This is a genomic window from Acidaminobacter hydrogenoformans DSM 2784 (genome assembly GCF_900103005.1).
GTDB classification, from domain to species: domain Bacteria; phylum Bacillota; class Clostridia; order Peptostreptococcales; family Acidaminobacteraceae; genus Acidaminobacter; species Acidaminobacter hydrogenoformans.
The window spans coordinates 161,682-177,324 of the sequence record NZ_FMWL01000001.1; the positions used below are offsets into that span (position 1 = coordinate 161,682).

The 15,643-nt window shown below is 54.4% G+C and carries 16 protein-coding genes and 1 tRNA gene; 4 read left to right on the forward strand and 13 right to left on the reverse strand.

The genetic code is table 11. The annotated features are described in order from the left end of the window. Nucleotides 1–2 precede the first annotated feature (2 nt). Complete coding sequence (locus BLP63_RS00700; protein WP_092588968.1) at nt 3–1,067, reverse strand: ABC transporter substrate-binding protein; 1,065 nt, start codon at nt 1,065–1,067, stop codon at nt 3–5. Nucleotides 1,068–1,178: 111 nt separating this feature from the next. Then, on the reverse strand, nt 1,179–2,039 hold the full coding sequence (locus BLP63_RS00705; protein ID WP_092588969.1) for a DegV family protein: 861 nt from the start codon (nt 2,037–2,039) through the stop codon (nt 1,179–1,181). A 160-nt stretch (nt 2,040–2,199) separates the two neighbouring features. On the opposite strand from BLP63_RS00705, the gene BLP63_RS00710 reads away from it, so the two are divergent. Beyond that, nucleotides 2,200–2,595 carry a DUF302 domain-containing protein gene (locus BLP63_RS00710; protein WP_092588970.1) on the forward strand — a complete coding sequence of 132 codons (396 nt, stop codon included), beginning with the start codon at nt 2,200–2,202 and terminating at the stop codon, nt 2,593–2,595. A gap of 111 nt (nt 2,596–2,706) precedes the next feature. Beyond that, nucleotides 2,707–2,793, forward strand: a tRNA-Leu gene (locus tag BLP63_RS00715). A 287-nt stretch (nt 2,794–3,080) separates the two neighbouring features. On the opposite strand, the gene BLP63_RS00720 is transcribed toward BLP63_RS00715, so the two are convergent. From BLP63_RS00720 to BLP63_RS00755, 8 genes are all read right to left on the reverse strand, one after another. Further along, the gene (locus BLP63_RS00720; protein ID WP_092588971.1) at nt 3,081–4,838 is read right to left on the reverse strand and encodes an ABC transporter ATP-binding protein; all 1,758 of its coding nucleotides are present in this window, start codon (nt 4,836–4,838) and stop codon (nt 3,081–3,083) included. Continuing rightward, the gene (locus BLP63_RS00725; RefSeq protein ID WP_092588972.1) at nt 4,835–5,464 is read right to left on the reverse strand and encodes a LysE/ArgO family amino acid transporter; all 630 of its coding nucleotides are present in this window, start codon (nt 5,462–5,464) and stop codon (nt 4,835–4,837) included. Before BLP63_RS00725 ends, BLP63_RS00720 begins: the two co-directional genes overlap by 4 nt. Next, nucleotides 5,461–6,444, reverse strand: a complete 984-nt coding sequence (locus BLP63_RS00730) for a tRNA 2-thiocytidine biosynthesis TtcA family protein (protein ID WP_408605851.1) — start codon at nt 6,442–6,444, stop codon at nt 5,461–5,463. Before BLP63_RS00730 ends, BLP63_RS00725 begins: the two co-directional genes overlap by 4 nt. A gap of 110 nt (nt 6,445–6,554) precedes the next feature. Continuing rightward, nucleotides 6,555–7,139: an indolepyruvate oxidoreductase subunit beta gene (locus tag BLP63_RS00735; RefSeq protein WP_170829209.1), complete on the reverse strand. Its 585-nt coding sequence runs from the start codon at nt 7,137–7,139 to the stop codon at nt 6,555–6,557. After that, a complete protein-coding gene (locus BLP63_RS00740) occupies nt 7,132–8,979 on the reverse strand; it encodes an indolepyruvate ferredoxin oxidoreductase subunit alpha (protein ID WP_330387042.1) in 1,848 nt (615 codons plus the stop codon). The genes BLP63_RS00735 and BLP63_RS00740 overlap by 8 nt, the downstream gene beginning before the upstream one ends. A 119-nt stretch (nt 8,980–9,098) precedes the next feature. Beyond that, complete coding sequence (locus tag BLP63_RS00745; RefSeq protein ID WP_242870737.1) at nt 9,099–9,623, reverse strand: ferredoxin domain-containing protein; 525 nt, start codon at nt 9,621–9,623, stop codon at nt 9,099–9,101. 73 nt (nt 9,624–9,696) lie between these two features. Next, nucleotides 9,697–10,293 (reverse strand): lysine exporter LysO family protein, encoded by a 597-nt coding sequence (locus tag BLP63_RS00750; RefSeq protein ID WP_092588975.1) that lies wholly within the window; start codon nt 10,291–10,293, stop codon nt 9,697–9,699. After that, complete coding sequence (locus BLP63_RS00755; protein WP_092588976.1) at nt 10,290–10,571, reverse strand: LysO family transporter; 282 nt, start codon at nt 10,569–10,571, stop codon at nt 10,290–10,292. The genes BLP63_RS00750 and BLP63_RS00755 overlap by 4 nt, the downstream gene beginning before the upstream one ends. A gap of 220 nt (nt 10,572–10,791) precedes the next feature. Here BLP63_RS00755 and BLP63_RS00760 point away from each other — a divergent pair, with 220 nt between their 5' ends. Next, on the forward strand, nt 10,792–12,348 hold the full coding sequence (locus BLP63_RS00760) for an ABC-F family ATP-binding cassette domain-containing protein (protein ID WP_092588977.1): 1,557 nt from the start codon (nt 10,792–10,794) through the stop codon (nt 12,346–12,348). 184 nt (nt 12,349–12,532) lie between these two features. Here BLP63_RS00760 and BLP63_RS00765 read toward each other — a convergent pair whose 3' ends face one another. The 3 genes from BLP63_RS00765 to yedE are packed head-to-tail and all read right to left on the reverse strand — an operon-like array spanning nt 12,533 to nt 14,083. Continuing rightward, nucleotides 12,533–12,781: a DUF3343 domain-containing protein gene (locus BLP63_RS00765; protein WP_092588978.1), complete on the reverse strand. Its 249-nt coding sequence runs from the start codon at nt 12,779–12,781 to the stop codon at nt 12,533–12,535. Between the two features lie 9 nt (nt 12,782–12,790). After that, on the reverse strand, nt 12,791–13,006 hold the full coding sequence (locus tag BLP63_RS00770; protein ID WP_092588979.1) for a sulfurtransferase TusA family protein: 216 nt from the start codon (nt 13,004–13,006) through the stop codon (nt 12,791–12,793). Then, nucleotides 13,007–14,083 (reverse strand): YedE family putative selenium transporter, encoded by a 1,077-nt coding sequence (yedE, locus tag BLP63_RS00775; protein WP_092588980.1) that lies wholly within the window; start codon nt 14,081–14,083, stop codon nt 13,007–13,009. A gap of 197 nt (nt 14,084–14,280) precedes the next feature. On the opposite strand from yedE, the gene BLP63_RS00780 reads away from it, so the two are divergent. After that, entirely contained in the window at nt 14,281–15,423 is a 1,143-nt protein-coding gene (locus BLP63_RS00780; RefSeq protein WP_330387045.1) for an aminotransferase class V-fold PLP-dependent enzyme, read from the forward strand. Nucleotides 15,424–15,643: the final 220 nt, after the last annotated feature.

Genomic DNA, 15,643 nt, shown 5'->3' on the forward strand with positions numbered 1-15,643 from the left:
TTTTACTTCACCGGTGCGAAAAACGCATCATCAGGCAGCTTCCCGCCAATCGTCTTAGGATCATACGCCATCATAATCTCGAAGAAGGACATCAAGAATTCTTTTGAATTCTCCGCGTCAATAAACACAATGTTGGAAAGCGGAATCGCCTTCTCCGCGATGGCCGCTTTTGGCAAAATACCAAACTGCTCCACCAGCAGCGACGCCGCCTTTGGATCTGCAACCACCTGACCCACTGACGCCGCGTAGTCATTCAAGAACCGCGCTACGGCCTCCGGATGTGCCTCCAGATATTCCGTCCTGACGAGCATGCCCCCCGTAGGCAGCACCGCGTCCTTGCCTTCAATCTCCATCCAAGTCTCTGTCAGGTCAATGGCAATCTTCACGTTCTCGTTCGCCATCATTACCGTCGTCACAAACGGCTGCGGCAGCACCGCGACGTCCACCTTGCCTGCCGTCACCATAGCAGCCAGGTCCGCGTGCTGCAGCGAAAAGTCCAGCGTGACATCTTTCTCTGGGTCAATGCCGTTTTCTATAAGCAAGTGTCTGAAAATGAATTCCGCCGTCGTTCCAAGACCGCTTATGCCGATGGTCTTGCCCCTCAGCGCCTCAAACCCGTCAATAGCCGGATCGGTCGTCAGCACATAGTTGACGCCAAGCGTATTTGTGGCAATATAGCGCACGCCGCCCTCCGTCTTGTTGTAAAGCGCTACCGCGAGGTTGGTCGGTACCGCCGCCATATCCACTTCACCGCTGACCAGCTTGCCTGTCAGCTCGTCCGGCGCGCCAAATATTGAGAATTCATAAGGCTTTGACTCATCCGGTCCACCCATAAGGTAAACGAGACCCATGCCTGTAGGGCCTCTGAGCGCCGCAATTTTGATGGGCGTTTCAATAGCCGCAGGCTCTTCAGCAACCGGTGCTTCCGGCGCAGGAGGTTCCACTGCAGGGGGCTCCGTCGCAGGCGAGCAGCCCGCCAATAGCCCGAGGCTGAGGAGGAGAATCAACACCGTAGTTAGAACGGCTCGTGTTGCCTTTGATAAATTTCGAATGGATTTGAATGTCATAAAGCACCGCCTTTTAATATTTGCCCATTACAGGCTTTACTACAGAAAAAACGCCGAGCAGGAAACGTGCAAGGCGTTTGTCTGGTAGTTACCGCTTTCCTGATAAATTTATCACTTTGATTCTGGCTTTAAATAAAATGCCGCAAGGACACCCGGCCCGGTATGGGCGCCTATAACCGCCCCAACCTCGCCAATCACAAAGGTCTCTACACCGTGGGCTTCTTGAATCAGCTCTTGCAGCTTATGTGCCGCTTCCAGGTCGTCGCCATGGTATACGAAGACCGTTTGGTCCTTCAGGCTTTTCCCGGCAGTGCGCTCACCCATCAGCTCGCAAATCCGCTTGATGGACTTCAGACGTCCACGGGATTTTTCGATTGGCGTCAGTTTGCCTTCAGCTACTGACAGAATAGGCTTAATGTTCAGCAAACCGCCTATCAGCGCAGAAGACCGCGACAGCCGTCCGCCCCTGAACAAATATTCCAGGTCGTCTACCGTAAACAGGTGATCTATCCGCTCTATCAAGGACTCCGAATAGGCTATGAGTTCGTCAAAACTGGCGCCCGCCTCAGCCCGCCTTGCGACTTCGTAGACAATTAGTCCAAACGCGCCCGAGGCCGCCCTGGTGTCCACAATCTCAATCCTCGCCTTGCCGCCCTCTTCTTTGTAGAGGTCACGGGCAATCAAGCCAGAGTTATACGTGCCGGACAAACCTGAAGAAAAAGCTAAATACAAGACTTCGTCCGCGTCAGAACAGGACCTGAAAATCTCCAGGAAGGACTCCGGTGTAGCTTGGGAGGTCTTAAAGCTCTTTCCGCCCCGCATGTCATCATAGACGGTTTTAGGCCGGATCTCTACAGCGTCGCGGTATTGCCGCTCGCCATCATGGACCAGCAAAGGCGCGACTTTAAGGCTATATCTCGCGATCATGTCTTGAGACAGGTCCGCGGCACTGTCTGTTACGAGTCGAACCATTCGAATCTTCCCCTCTCAGTTTAGTACAAATGTCGCTGTTCCTTTATATGTTAACCATTTGTCAGGTTTTTTTCAATATCTGTAAGCCAGGTTTAACGAATTAGTTTTTGACTTGACTTCTTTGGGTAAGAATTAACAAAAGAACTAAGGAGGTCTGATCATGCAACTAAATTCAGTCAAATACAAAGTACAAACGAATAAAACGCCCGCTGACGCCATAGACGCTTTGAAGTTGGAGCTTGCCAAGCAAAGCTTTGGTGTTCTCTGGGAGCTCGACTTCAAGGAAAAACTGCATGAAAAAGGTGTAGAAACGGACATTGAGTTTCATCTTCTGGAAGTATGCAATCCAAAGAAGGCAAAAATTGCGCTGGAGGAGGATATTGAAACAGGTTATTTCCTGCCGTGCCGTGCCGTGGTTTATGTGAAGGAAGGGAAGACCTGGATCGGAATGATGAAGCCAACCGTTCTCCTTGCCGAGGCCGCCACGCCTGCGTTGATGGCCGTGGCTCACGAGGTTGAAGCCGTGCTGGAGGATGCCATTGTAAAGGCGAGGTAGGATTGGGGGAACCATCGGCAAAGTCATTAAAAAATAAATTAAAATATTTTATAATAACCCGTTGACACTTCGCCCATTTTGCTTTAACATTAGTTTTGTTCTGATTTGCGGGCGAGAGTGGCGAAACTGGCAGACGCACTATCTTGAGGGGGTAGCGGGCTAATGCTCGTGCGGGTTCAAATCCCGCCTCTCGCACCAAACTGAAAATGAAAGAGCGATCCTGCGGGATCGCTCTTTTGCTTTGAATACGAAAAAAATGGGGCGTCACCGGACGTCGCGGTGGCTCAGAGCAGAAAATGTGGCATATCTTCGCAATTTTTTTCTGAAAAGTGTGTTTTTTGATCATTTTTTTGTCAAAAAACGTGGTAAGACAGTCATAACAACAACTTAAGCCATCTGGTCGGGGACAGTCCCCAACCAGATGGCTCCATTAAAAAACGTCCCGACGAAGTCATCCGACTTTATCGAGACGTTTTTATTTTCACCTACAGTGCCGCACTCTCCGCCGCGAACACTACGTTTTCGCTTTCGCCGAGGCCAAGCCTTCGGAGCTGCCAGTAGATGCCCTTTTTCTCGAGGAGCGCGTCCTCGGTGCCCTCTTCCGCGATTCTGCCCTGATCGAGGACAATGATCCTGTCGGAGCTGCGCAGGGTGGAGAGCCGGTGGGCTATGATGATGGCGGTTCGACCATCGGCTAATGCCTCTAAGGAGCGCTGGACTATAGCTTCATTCTCATTGTCCAGGGCGCTGGTGGCTTCGTCGAGGATCAGGATCTCCGGGTTCTTGAGGAAGAGGCGGGCAATGGAGAGGCGCTGCTTCTGGCCGCCGGACAGCATGATGCCGCGCTCGCCCACAATGGTCTCGTAGCCCTTGTCCAGGGAGAGGATAAAGTTGTGGATGTTGGCGCGCTTCGCTGCCTCGAAGACCTCGTCGTCCGTGGCGTCCGGGCGCCCATAGAGGATATTCTCCTTGATGGTGCCATAAAAGATCAGAACGTCCTGGCTGACTATGCCAATCTTTTCCCGGAGGGCGCTGAGCTTGATGCCGCGGATGTCGCGGCCGTCCAGGCGGATTTCACCTTCCTGGATCTCATAAAACCTCGGAATAAGCTGGGCAATGGTCGTCTTTCCAACGCCGGAGGCGCCTACCAGAGCCACCTTTTCGCCGGGCTTGATCTTCAGGGTGAAGTCCTTCAGGACATCGCTGTCCTCAGGGTTATAGCGGAAAGCGACCTGGTCGAATTCAATTTCGCCGCGGATCTCGTCAAGGTCGACTGCGTCTGGGGCATCAATAATTTCCGGATCCGTGTCCATGATTTCCCCAAAGCGCTCAAGGCCGGAAAGGCCAAGCTGCAGCTGCTGGGTAAACTCCATGAGCCGGCGGACGGGCTTGAGCATGAAGCTGACGTAAAGGATGTAGGCCAGCAGGTCGCCAAGGTTGATCCAGCCTCTGAAGACAAAGTAGCCGCCTACGGCAATGACCGAGAGATTGAGCAGGTCTGTGAGGAAGCCATTGACCATCATGAAGATGCTCATCTGGAAAAAGGACTGGCCCTTGGACTCGTAGTACTGGCGGTTGTAGTATTCAAAACGGTCCTGCTCGTAGGCTTCGTTAGAGAAGGCCTTGGCCAGGCGAATGCCCGTGACGCTGTTCTCGAGCTTTGAATTGAGGTCCGCGTGTCTGGCCTTTTGGGCCCGGAACGCCTTCAGCATGGCGACCCTGCGCCACAGGGTGAAGATGATGAGGATGGCAATAAAGGAAAAGACAATCAGGGTCAGGGGCACGTTGACGGTCAGCAGGATGAGAAAGCTCCCCAGCAGCATGACCACGGAGATGAAGAGATCCTCTGGGCCATGGTGGGCCAGCTCCGCGACTTCGAACAGGTCACCTGTGAAACGGTTCATGATCTGACCGGTGCGGTTCTTGTCGAAGAACTTGTGGTGGAGCTTTTGCATGTGCGTAAAGAGGTCGCGCTTCATGTCGACTTCAATCCGGGCGCCCATGATATGGCCCCAGTAGCCCACGACATAGGAACTGAACATGCGGATCACGAAGAGCCCTAAAGCGATCAGGGAATAGCGGACCAGCATGGCCAGGTTCTGGTCGGGGATGAAGTCGTTGATGATCTGGCGGGACAAAACCGGGAAGACCAGGTCAATGCCGGCGATCAGAAACGCGAAGAACATGTCAAGGGCGAATAAATGCAGGTGCGGCTTGTAATAACCGGCGAACCGTTTGATCATAGAAGGATCTCCTTTATAGTTGGAATCAGCCCATAAAAGCCCACCAACAACTTAATGCCAAAGTAGACGACCACAGCGCCGCAGACCACATTCACGATCTTCAGGGCCTTATGGTCAATGTGCTTGTGGAAGTGGTTTGTGAGCAGCGACAGCCCGGTAAACCACATAAAAGAGGCCGCGCAGACCCCAAGCAGAAACAAGTTCCCCTGGGCTGTGGTCAGCGTCGCCTTCATGCCGCCCAGGAGCAGCGAGCCGTCTATTAATGCCTGGGGATTCATCCAGGTGACCACAAAACAGGTCAAAACAATAGCCTGCAGAGTCTTGGGCGTCTGGTCCGTCTCCAGCTTTGGCGTAGAGCGCATGATGCTCAGGCCTATGCTGACGACCATGACACCCCCCACCAGCAGGAACGCCGCTCTGATCAGGTCATTGGCACCCACCAGGGTCCCAATCCCTAAAAAGCAAAACACTGCCAGGGAAATGTCAAAGAGGACCGTGATCCACGCCACCAGAAGGGCCCGCCAGCGGTCCATGGTCAGGGCGGAATTGATCACGTTAAGATTTTGCATCCCAATGGGGGCCACGTAGGCCAGCCCCAGCAGGAAGCCTTGAACCGCGCTGCTCATTCCTGATCCCCTCCCATATTTTTGTCGTCCATTTCCTGAGTCTCAGCACCGACACCCGCCTCCCGCCAGCTCTTAGGCAGTCTCTCTTCATAGGTATCCAGGAAGGTATGCTTGACGCCATCCCGTCGCCACCCCAGCACCGTCCCCATATCCACATTCTCCGCCGCGTGGAACAGGCATTTCTCCACGTCCGGATTCATGGTCTTGAGCGACTCCAGCAGCGCCTTCAGCTCATAGCGCCGGTTGGACGTCCGCTTGGCCGCCACCATGCAGGCGCAGTTCAGCGGCCAGATCCCTGAAAACTGCGTAAACCGCAGGATATCCTTCTCCCGGATGTAATACATGGGCCGGATCAGCTCCATCCCCGGAAAATTGGTGGATTTCAGCTTTGGCATCATGGTTCCAAAGGTCCCCTGGAAGAACAAATTCAGCAGCGTTGTCTCTATGACGTCATCATGGTGATGCCCCAGGGCCACCTTGTTGCAGCCCAGTTCCTGAGCCTTTTTATACAGGATCCCCCGGCGCATCTTCGCGCACAGGTAGCAGGGATAGTCCGCCGCAATCTTCTCAATGGACTCAAACACATTCTTTTCGAAAATGTCCAGGGGAATCCCGAGGTGCCGGCAGTTCTCCTCCATCAGCCTGCGGATCTCCGGATGATACCCCGGATCCATGGAAATGAACACCACCTCAAAGGGGTACTTTTTATGGCGCTTCAGCTCCTGGAACAGCTTCGCCATCAGCATGCTGTCCTTACCGCCGGAAATCGCCACCGCCACCTTATCCCCGGGCTTTAGCATCTCGTAATCATTGATTGCCTGCACGAACTTGGACCACAGGTCCTTCTTGTAGGTCTTTGTCAGGCTGCGCTCGATCTCCCTCAGCGACTTCAGCGGCCCCTCAGGCTCTATGATCTCACAGCCCGGCCCACTCAGCCCCGGCCCGGCGATCCCCGAGTCCCGCAGCCCTTCTTGCTCCACGTCTTTCACAAAATTCACCCCATCAAATTATCTCAGGCGCCAAGACGCGGCGCCAGACTCCTGTGGAGCAGCCCGGCACCGCGCGGCAGTAAAATCTCATCCTTCTAATGTTACCTGATCTCGCGCCCAAGTTCAAATGCTTTCAGGTTCAGCGCCAGCGTCTTTTCCGGCACAATCGCCTCAATGGCTTGATGCCAGCAGTCCACCGGAATGTCCTCCAGCACCACGGAAAGCATGCCGATGGTCACAGTATTCACCACCCGCACATTCCCCAGCCCCCTGGCTTCCTCCAGCGCGTTGACCGCCCTGACCTCCACCGCTTGTTCGCCTTCCCCGGCAATCCTCGCCTCGATATCCTCCGGATAGGCCGCCTTTTCCGCAATCACCGGTACCGGCGGGATCCTCGACGTATTCAGCAGCACCACGCCCCCCGCCTTGACCATCCCGCTCCAGCGCAGGCCCTCCAGGGGCTCCAGCGCCAGCAGCACGTCTGCCTGTCCCGGCATGATATTTGGCGAAAAGACCTCTTCCCCGTAGCGCACACTGCCCCAGACCTTGCCACCCCGTTGAGACAGTCCTATTACGTCGTTTGTCTTGACGTCGAAGCCCGCCCGGAAGGCCGCCTCGCTGATGATGGCCGTGGTCATTACCAGTCCCTGTCCACCAACGCCGCCTAACATGATGTTTTTAGTCATCACTGCCGCCCCCTTTTCCCTTGGTTTTGTCACCTACCCGGGAAATCGCGTTCACCGGGCACACCTGGGCACACACCGAGCAGCCCACGCAAAGGTCGGGATCAATGGAAGACTTCAGTTTGTCTATGCCTTCGTAGGCTTTCATGACGATGGGCGGGCAATTGGTCTTGACGCAGCTGCGGCAGCCAATACAGACCTGCGGGTCTACGACAAAATACGGCTCGCGGATCTTGAAATTGAGGGCGCACGGCCGGGTGGTCATCACAATGGAAAGCCCTTCGAACTTCAGCTCTGCTTCAATAGCCGCTTTGGCGGCCTTGTAGTCAAACTGGTCCACCGCCACCACCCGTGGGAAGCCCATGGCCTTCAGCAACTCAGGAATGGACGTGTTCATGTCCCAGTCCTCGGTATAGCTGCCGGAAGTAGCGGTCATCTGGCCGCCTGTCATGGCCGTGGTGCCGTTGTTCAGAATGATCAGTGTCAGGTTCGCCGCTGGGTCCAGCTGGTGCAGCAGGTTCAGTGCCCCCGTCATCCCCGAGTGGAAGAATGTGCCATCTCCTATGACACTGACCAGGGGCTCAGACTTGCCGGCTAAAGCCAGCGCCTTGCTCATCCCTTTTAAAATGCCTATAGTCGACCCCATACTGATGATGGTACTGAGCATGTGCAGGGGCTCCAGCACCGCGAGGGAGTAGCAGCCTATGTCCCCAAGGACACTGATCTTGTTTTTTTTCAGAATGTCGAACACCGGACGGTGCGGGCACCCCGCGCAGAACATGGAAATCCGCGCTACCGTGTCCACTTCCCTTGCGACCTCAACCTTCGCCGTCTTAAGGACGCCGGCCTCAACCAGCCCTGCTTCTATCATTTCCGTATGCAGCTCTCCGGTGAAGCTGAAGTACTTTTTGCCTTCACAGGCAATGCCACTCAGCTTCAGTTCATTTTCTATGAACGGCGTCAATTCCTCAAGGACCAGCACCTGCTCGTAGTCCTGTACCAGGGACCGGAGCGCCTCGACAGGCAGTGGGTACACCATGCCGAGCTTATAAATGTCGACCGGTGCTTTCAGCTCTTTCAGGTTGTAGTACATGAGGCCGGAGGTGATCACTAAGGTTTTGACCGTCTCAGCGGCGCCGGAAGGGCTTTCTGAATCCCCTTCCCAAGCCTCAAGAAAGTTGATGTCATGACCTGAAGCGTCCTCCGCGAGGCGTATAATCCGCTGCTTCATCTCGTATTGCTTAGGAAAAGTGTTTGGCGGCACCATGCCAAAATCCTCAGGAATCTTGGAAAAGCCTGTGATTTCATGGGCTTCCCGTTCGCCCAGCTCAACCGGGCTGCGGCTGTGGCACACCCGGCTCGTCATGCGCAGCATCACCGGCATGCCATAATCCTCGCTGAGGGACAGTCCCAGCATGGCGAAATCCTTGGCTTCCTGTGCGGAGCCCGCATCCAGAATGGCCATATTGGCAAACTTGCCTAAAACCCGGTTGTCCTGCTCATTCTGGGAGGACGCCATGCCGGGATCCTCCCCGGAAACCAGGAGAAACCCGCCCTGAACAGGTGTCTGGGTAAACGTCATGAGGGGGTCCATGGCTATGTTGACACCCACGTGCTTCATGGAGACCAGGGTTCTCGCCCCGGTAAATGACGCGCCTATCCCAACCTCCAGCGCTACCTTCTCATTGACCGAAAACTCCGCGTAAACTTCTGGTGTATACTTACGGATCGCTTCCAGCAGCTCCACCGTAGGTGAACCTGGATAGCTTGACGCCACCAGACCGCCCGCTTCATAAAAGCCCCGGGCCGCCGCCTCATTGCCTGTCATCAGCTTGACTTCCAAGATGAGCCCTCCTTCGAAGAACCAACAGGTCAGTGTCGCATGTCCATATTCAAAGACTGACGCGCAGCCCAGGCTGCCGTCGCCGCTGCTTCTGCCGCCCGCGGCGAGCTTAAGCCGCCTTACCCTCTGTCAAAAAACGGACTCTTGCCCTTCACAGACAGCGGCATACCATAGGCAATTTTGACGTCGCTCTCAAACAGTCCCAGCTCTACCGCAGCTTTTCCAATGGAAAACATCACCCGGTTGTCCACCCGCCTGTTCGCCGCCAGGGAGACCGCAGAACCCACCGCGATCCCCAGGTCCGTCACGTCAAAGGTACAGATCCCCCCAGCCGCCTTGCTCTTCGCGCAGTCCTCATAACCGCACATGCCACAAGCTGGCACACCCCTCTGAGACAGCGTCGTGCCTATGAGCACCACCACTTCTGAACCCAGGATATTGCCTGCGTCACGACCGAAAAACGCCGCGCCGGACGCCTCCCCTATAGCTTTCATGCGCTCCGCCAAAGGCCCAAGGTCCTCACCCGTCAATACCATAGCTTCAACGTGGTCAACCCCACGGCCCTTAGGCGCCGTCTTCGCCGCCACGCACATATCCTGAGCCGTTCTCAGCACCGCTTCATGATAAACGTTATTATTTTTCAATGTAAACCCTCCCTCTTAAGCTCTGCACACTATGAGTTCTGCAAAAATTCAACAATAAGCTCTTCAACAAGCTCTAAAGCCCATAGAAAAATGGCACTAAAACCGGCACCAGGGCGGAAAGCACCACCCCGTTGAAGAACGCCATGATGGCCACCTCCGGATCCGTATACCTTGAAATCACCGGCAGCGTGGAGTCCATGGACGTCGCCCCCGCCGGCGCGATCACCGTGTAGCGGTTGAAGTATTTTGCTATAAACGGCACGCTGGCAATGGTCAGCAGCTCCCTGAAAATGTTAGAAATAAAAGCCACTGCCCCTGTCTGGGCCCCGTCCAGGGTTGTCAGCAGGATCCCGGACAGGCTGTACCAGCCATAGCCCGCCGCAATGGCCAGCCCCGTGGTTGCCGGCTGGTTGAAGATCACGCTCGCCGCGAAGCCCCCAATGGCGCTTCCCGCCACGATCCCCAGCGGTATGGCCACCAGCATGGCCCCGTGCTTTCGGATCTCCTTGAACACGGAAAGGTTGAGCCCCACCTCAATGCCAATCATTAAAATGAGGAAGTTCAGCGCCCACATGGTGAGGCTGCCAATCTGTTCCCCGGACTCAGGCGGCAAAACGAAATAGCCCAGCCCGACCCCGCACCCAATGGCGCCAATCAATACCCAGATCATTTCGACTTCACCTCCCGGACGAGGATTCTGCTGAGCCCGTAGACCACCAGGATGCTGAACACGCTGGTCAGCCCCGCGTAGGCGAAGGCCTGCAGTCCCAGCGACCTCATGTTCCCCAGGATTTCCTCGTTCAGGCCAATGGAAAGCCCCATAGAAAACAGCAGGAGCACAACCCCCACCTGCTGCAGCTTTCCAATCCACTTTTTCTGCTTTTCCCCAAACCTAATAACTGCGCCGATGGTCACACCAACCACCAAAAACATCAATATACCCCACATGTCAAATTTCTCCTTATGCAATAAATGTTACCTCTATTCTACACGAAATTTGGGACAGCGGCAAAGTCTCAGAAAAGCATCTGAGAAAAGAATGGCAAAATTGACGGTCACCCCTCCACACACCGGTTGACAGCCGGCGCAGGTCGTATATAATCTAACAGGTGGGAAACTGGAACCATCGGCGTAAAAGCCTCTTTATATAGAACGAAGGAGTTTGATCATGAGTATTTTGAACGTCAAGAACTTAAGCCACGGATTTGGCGACCGCGCCATTTTCCACGACGTCTCGTTCCGCCTGCTCAAGGGTGACCACATTGGGCTCATTGGGGCAAACGGTGAGGGCAAATCATCTTTTATGAACATCATCACCAACAAGCTGATGCCGGACGAGGGCGTGATCGAGTGGTCAAAGCGTGTCCGTGTCGGTTATCTGGACCAGCATACGTCATTGAGTCCGGACCTGACGATCCGGGACGTCCTGAATAAGGCGTTCCAGTATCTGTTTGATCTGGAGACGGAGATGCACAGCCTGTTCGAGGCCATGGCGGACGTTGAGCCGGACGAGCTCGAGGACATCCTGGAGGATACGGGTACCATTCAGGATCTTCTTGACCACAACGACTTTTACAACATTGACTCCAAGGTGGAGGAGGTCGCCCGGGCGCTGGGGCTCTCTGAGATTGGCCTTGAAAAGAGCGTCGCGGACCTGAGCGGCGGACAGAGAACCAAGGTTTTACTTGCGAAGCTTCTGCTTGAAAAGCCGGACATCCTGCTCCTGGACGAGCCAACGAACTATCTGGATGAGCCCCACATTGAGTGGCTGAAGCGGTATCTGAACAATTATGAGAACGCGTTTATCCTGATCACCCACGACATTCCTTTCCTGAATTCCGTGGTCAACCTGATTTATCATATGGAAAATCAGAAGCTGGACCGCTATGTGGGCCAGTATGAAGACTTCATGGCGGTTTACGAAATGAAGAAAAGTCAGCTGGAGTCTGCCTACAAACGACAGCAGCAAGAGATCTCAGAGCTCGAGGACTTCGTCCAGAGGAACAAAGCCCGTGTGGCGACGCGCAACATGGCTATGTCCCGCCAGAAGAAGCTGGACAAGATCGACCGGATCGAGCTGGCCAAGGACAAGCCCAAGCCGGAATTTAATTTTAAGGAAGCCAGAGCTTCCGCAAAGGTCGTCTTTAAGACGACGGATCTGGTCATTGGCTATGACACCCCACTTTCAAAGCCTCTGAACCTGCAGCTGGAGCGGGGCCAGAAGGTGGCTTTGACCGGCGCCAATGGCCTCGGTAAGACGACACTGCTGAGAAGTATTTTGGGACTGATTCCGTCGATCAGCGGTACGGTGGAGCTTGGGGATTACCTCTCTATTGGCTACTTCGAGCAGGAGATCAAAGAGGCGAACTACAACACGTGTATTGAAGAAATCTGGCAGACCTTCCCGGCCTATAACCAGTTTGAGGTGCGTTCGGCGCTGGCCAAGTGCGGTCTGACCACGAAGCATATTGAGAGCAAGGTGCTGGTTCTCAGCGGCGGCGAGCAGGCCAAGGTGCGCCTGTGCAAGCTGATCAACCGCGAATCTAACCTTCTCGTCCTGGACGAGCCGACCAACCACCTGGATGTGGACGCTAAAGAAGAGCTGAAGCGGGCACTGAAGGCGTATAAGGGCAGCGTCCTGCTCATCAGCCACGAACCGGAATTTTACCGGGATGTCGCGACAGAGGTCTGGAACTGCGAGGACTGGACGACGAAGATTTTTTAGGGCGGCCCAGTCCCCAACCGACATCTTCAGGCGGGCCCAGTCCCCAACCAACACTTTCAGGGCGGCCCAGTCCCCAACCAGCACTCGAACCCCCGGTCACTAAACCGGGGGTTTTCCTTTACACAAATAAAAAGCGGCGCCACGGGGCGTCGCTTTCCTTTAATCTTTTGTATGGGTGTTCCCGTCAATCGACCTCATTGGTCCAAAGCCTCAGAAATTCTTGTCCATTTACTCTGTAGACCGCATCCAGATCCTCGAAGACCAGGTCTTGATAGTCTTCAAAGCTAAACCTGGCACAGACCCCACAGCTGGAGCTGATTTTTCTGGGAACGGGCATCAGCTTGCAGCTTTCGTCCACGGCTTTTAGCTTCCGTTCAAATTTTAGCGCACCTGCATGGGTGTGAAACGTCGCAATCAAATAGGTGTCTGCCATAAAAGCCGCCTATTTGCTCGCGCGAATCAATGTATCCTCGCCGTTTGGGCTGGCATCGATCTGCTTGAAGCCTGCGCTTTTGAGAAAACGCGTGACGTTATTGAGGGCCGCCGCATTGTCCACGAGGACATCGACTGAAGAAGCGGCAGTCGAAGCCGCCAGCGCTTTCTTCGTCATGAGCACAGGTTGAGGGCAGGACATGCCCCGGGTATCTATCATAGCCATTTAGAGCGCCTCCTTCAGTTCTTTTGCTGGTTCAGTGACTTTGGGCAAATTCATCACGGAAATTACCGCAACCACGACAATCAACAAAATGACCGCAATCTGACCGCCTGCCGTCACGCCTTTGCCGCTGGAGGCCAAGCCAAAATTATGGGAAATAGCCGCGCCCACCATAAGGCCGAACACGGTCACTGCCGAATCTGAGTTCCCTTCGCCGGAGAGAATCAGCTGGCGAAGCGGGCAACCGCCGAGGAGCACACTGCCCCAGCCCGTCAGGAAGAGCCCGAGGAAGTTCCAGAGGCCATCCGTGTGGGCAATCGGTTGATCAGCAAAGCCAAGGTTGAAAGTCCCCATTGCCAAGTTCCCGGCAAAAGCGGTCACCAGAATGGCCCCAATGCCCATCAGCAGGTAATAATCCTTGAAGAGGATAGCGTCTCTGATACCACCCATGGTACAGAGTCGCGTCCTTTGAGCCGCGACGCCTGTGATGACGCCCGCACCCAGAGAGATCAGAAGTGGCGCGTGCAGAGCCCCTGGCCCTTCAGCGCTGAAGAAAAGAAACGCCGGAGCCGCTACGAGGAGCACCAGGAGACCCACCATGACCGCTGGGAGAAGAACACCCTCCAAAGCATTTTGCTTGTAATTTCGCTTAAGTGAAAAGCCCTTGTTCAGAAAGACAATGCCCATGCCTATGCCTGCAGCAAAGCCCGCGAGTCCTACCAGAGCATTCAGATCCCCGGAACCCATTCTTAAGATCATTCGCAGCGGGCAGCCCAGGAAGACAAGCGCGCCAATCATAACCGCAATGGCCAAAATAAATCGCGTGAATGGCGAAGATCCTCCACGTGCTGAAAATTCTTTGAAGAACATGGCGGAACCCGTAGCACCCAGAACAATGCCTATGACTTCCGGACGGATGTACTGAACTACACCAGCCCTATGTAATCCAATTGCGCCGGCAATATCCCTGAGGAAACAGGCAATACATACGCCCATATTGGCAGGGTTACCGAACTTGACAAGCGCTACGGATAATAATCCAATGATCGCGCCCGCCATAATGATACTGCTTTTTTTCATGTCTTGAAACGCCTCTCTTTCTACATGGTTTTTCCATTTCGTTTAGTTCATTTTGTTCACCGAACCCAGAATAACGCAATTTCCAGAATCCATCCAATTGTAAATATAAATTGAGAGTGATTCTCGATAAAATAGTTCTATGGCAACCATCGGCAAAATTCTGTATTCTATAAGTAGACTCAGAGGGGGACTTGACTATGTATTATTTCGACAACGGCGCGACATCTTTTCCAAAGGCACCAGGCGTTGCGGCAGCGGTCGCGGATTATATCGAGCACGTAGGCGTCAACGTGGGCCGCGGGTTTTATTCAGAGGCACTGGGGGCGGCCGGCGTCATGCTGGACTGCAGGGAAAAGCTCCAGAGGCTGTTCAACGCGCCAGAGGGCTTCGAAACCATTTTCACCATGAACATCACCGAAAGCATCAACGTGATTCTAAAAGGGTATCTCAAGGCGGGGGACCATGTGATTGTCTCCTCACTTGAGCACAATGCCGTCATGCGGCCATTGGTTTCCCTGGAGCGCAGGGGGGTCACCTTCACGCGGGCGCCTTTTGACGCGGAAGGGGCGCTGGAGGTTGAAGCCCTGTCAGGGCTGATTCAACCCAACACTAAGTTAATCATGGTCACCCATGCTTCCAACGTCTGCGGCACATTGAATGACCTGAATCGCATAGGTGAACTCGCGGAGGCCCACGGTATTCCGCTGGTGGTGGACGCGGCTCAGACCGCAGGGGTTATGCCCATTGATCTTCAGAAAAATAAAGCAAAGGCTATCTGCTTCACCGGGCACAAGAGCCTTCTGGGGCCTCAGGGGATTGGCGGCTTTGTCATTGACAAGGCTTTCGCCGCCATGGTCGAGCCCTTGATCGAAGGCGGGACCGGGAGCCGCTCGGATTCCGAGGCGCAGCCCGCCATGCTGCCGGACAAATTTGAATCCGGAACGCAGAACCTGCCTGGGATTTACGGCTTGAACACGGCGCTTGATTATGTGAATGACGTAGGGATAGAGGCTATCCACGCCAAGGAGCTGCAGCTGACGGAACAGTTCATGAATGGGGTCCGTGATATGGAGGGCGTCCGTCTTGTAGGCAGACATGGGACTGAGAACCGGACTGCCGTGGTATCCATTGATTTTGAGCTGCACGACAATGCAGACATTGCTTATTTGCTGGACAGCGAGTACGACATCAAGACCCGGGTGGGGATGCACTGTGCGCCTTCTGCCCACAAAGCCCTGGGGACTTTCCCGCAGGGGACGGTGCGGTTCAGCTTTTCGTATTTTAATACGGAGGAAGAGATTGATTATCTGCTGGAGTCGCTGAGGAAGATTTTGGCTTAGGGGTGATAAAGGCAGAAGTTGAAGCACTATGTTGATGAAGATTAAGGATAAAGATCAAGGATAAAGATCAAGGATAAAGATCAAAGATAAAGATCAAAAATGAAACCCCTTTTGCCGATGGTGGTGTGACCCAGACCATCGGCAAAAGGGGTTTTTTACTTGGAAGTTTGGTGGGGGACAGGCACCAACCAAACAGGTTGACGCAAGCGGTAATAACGGC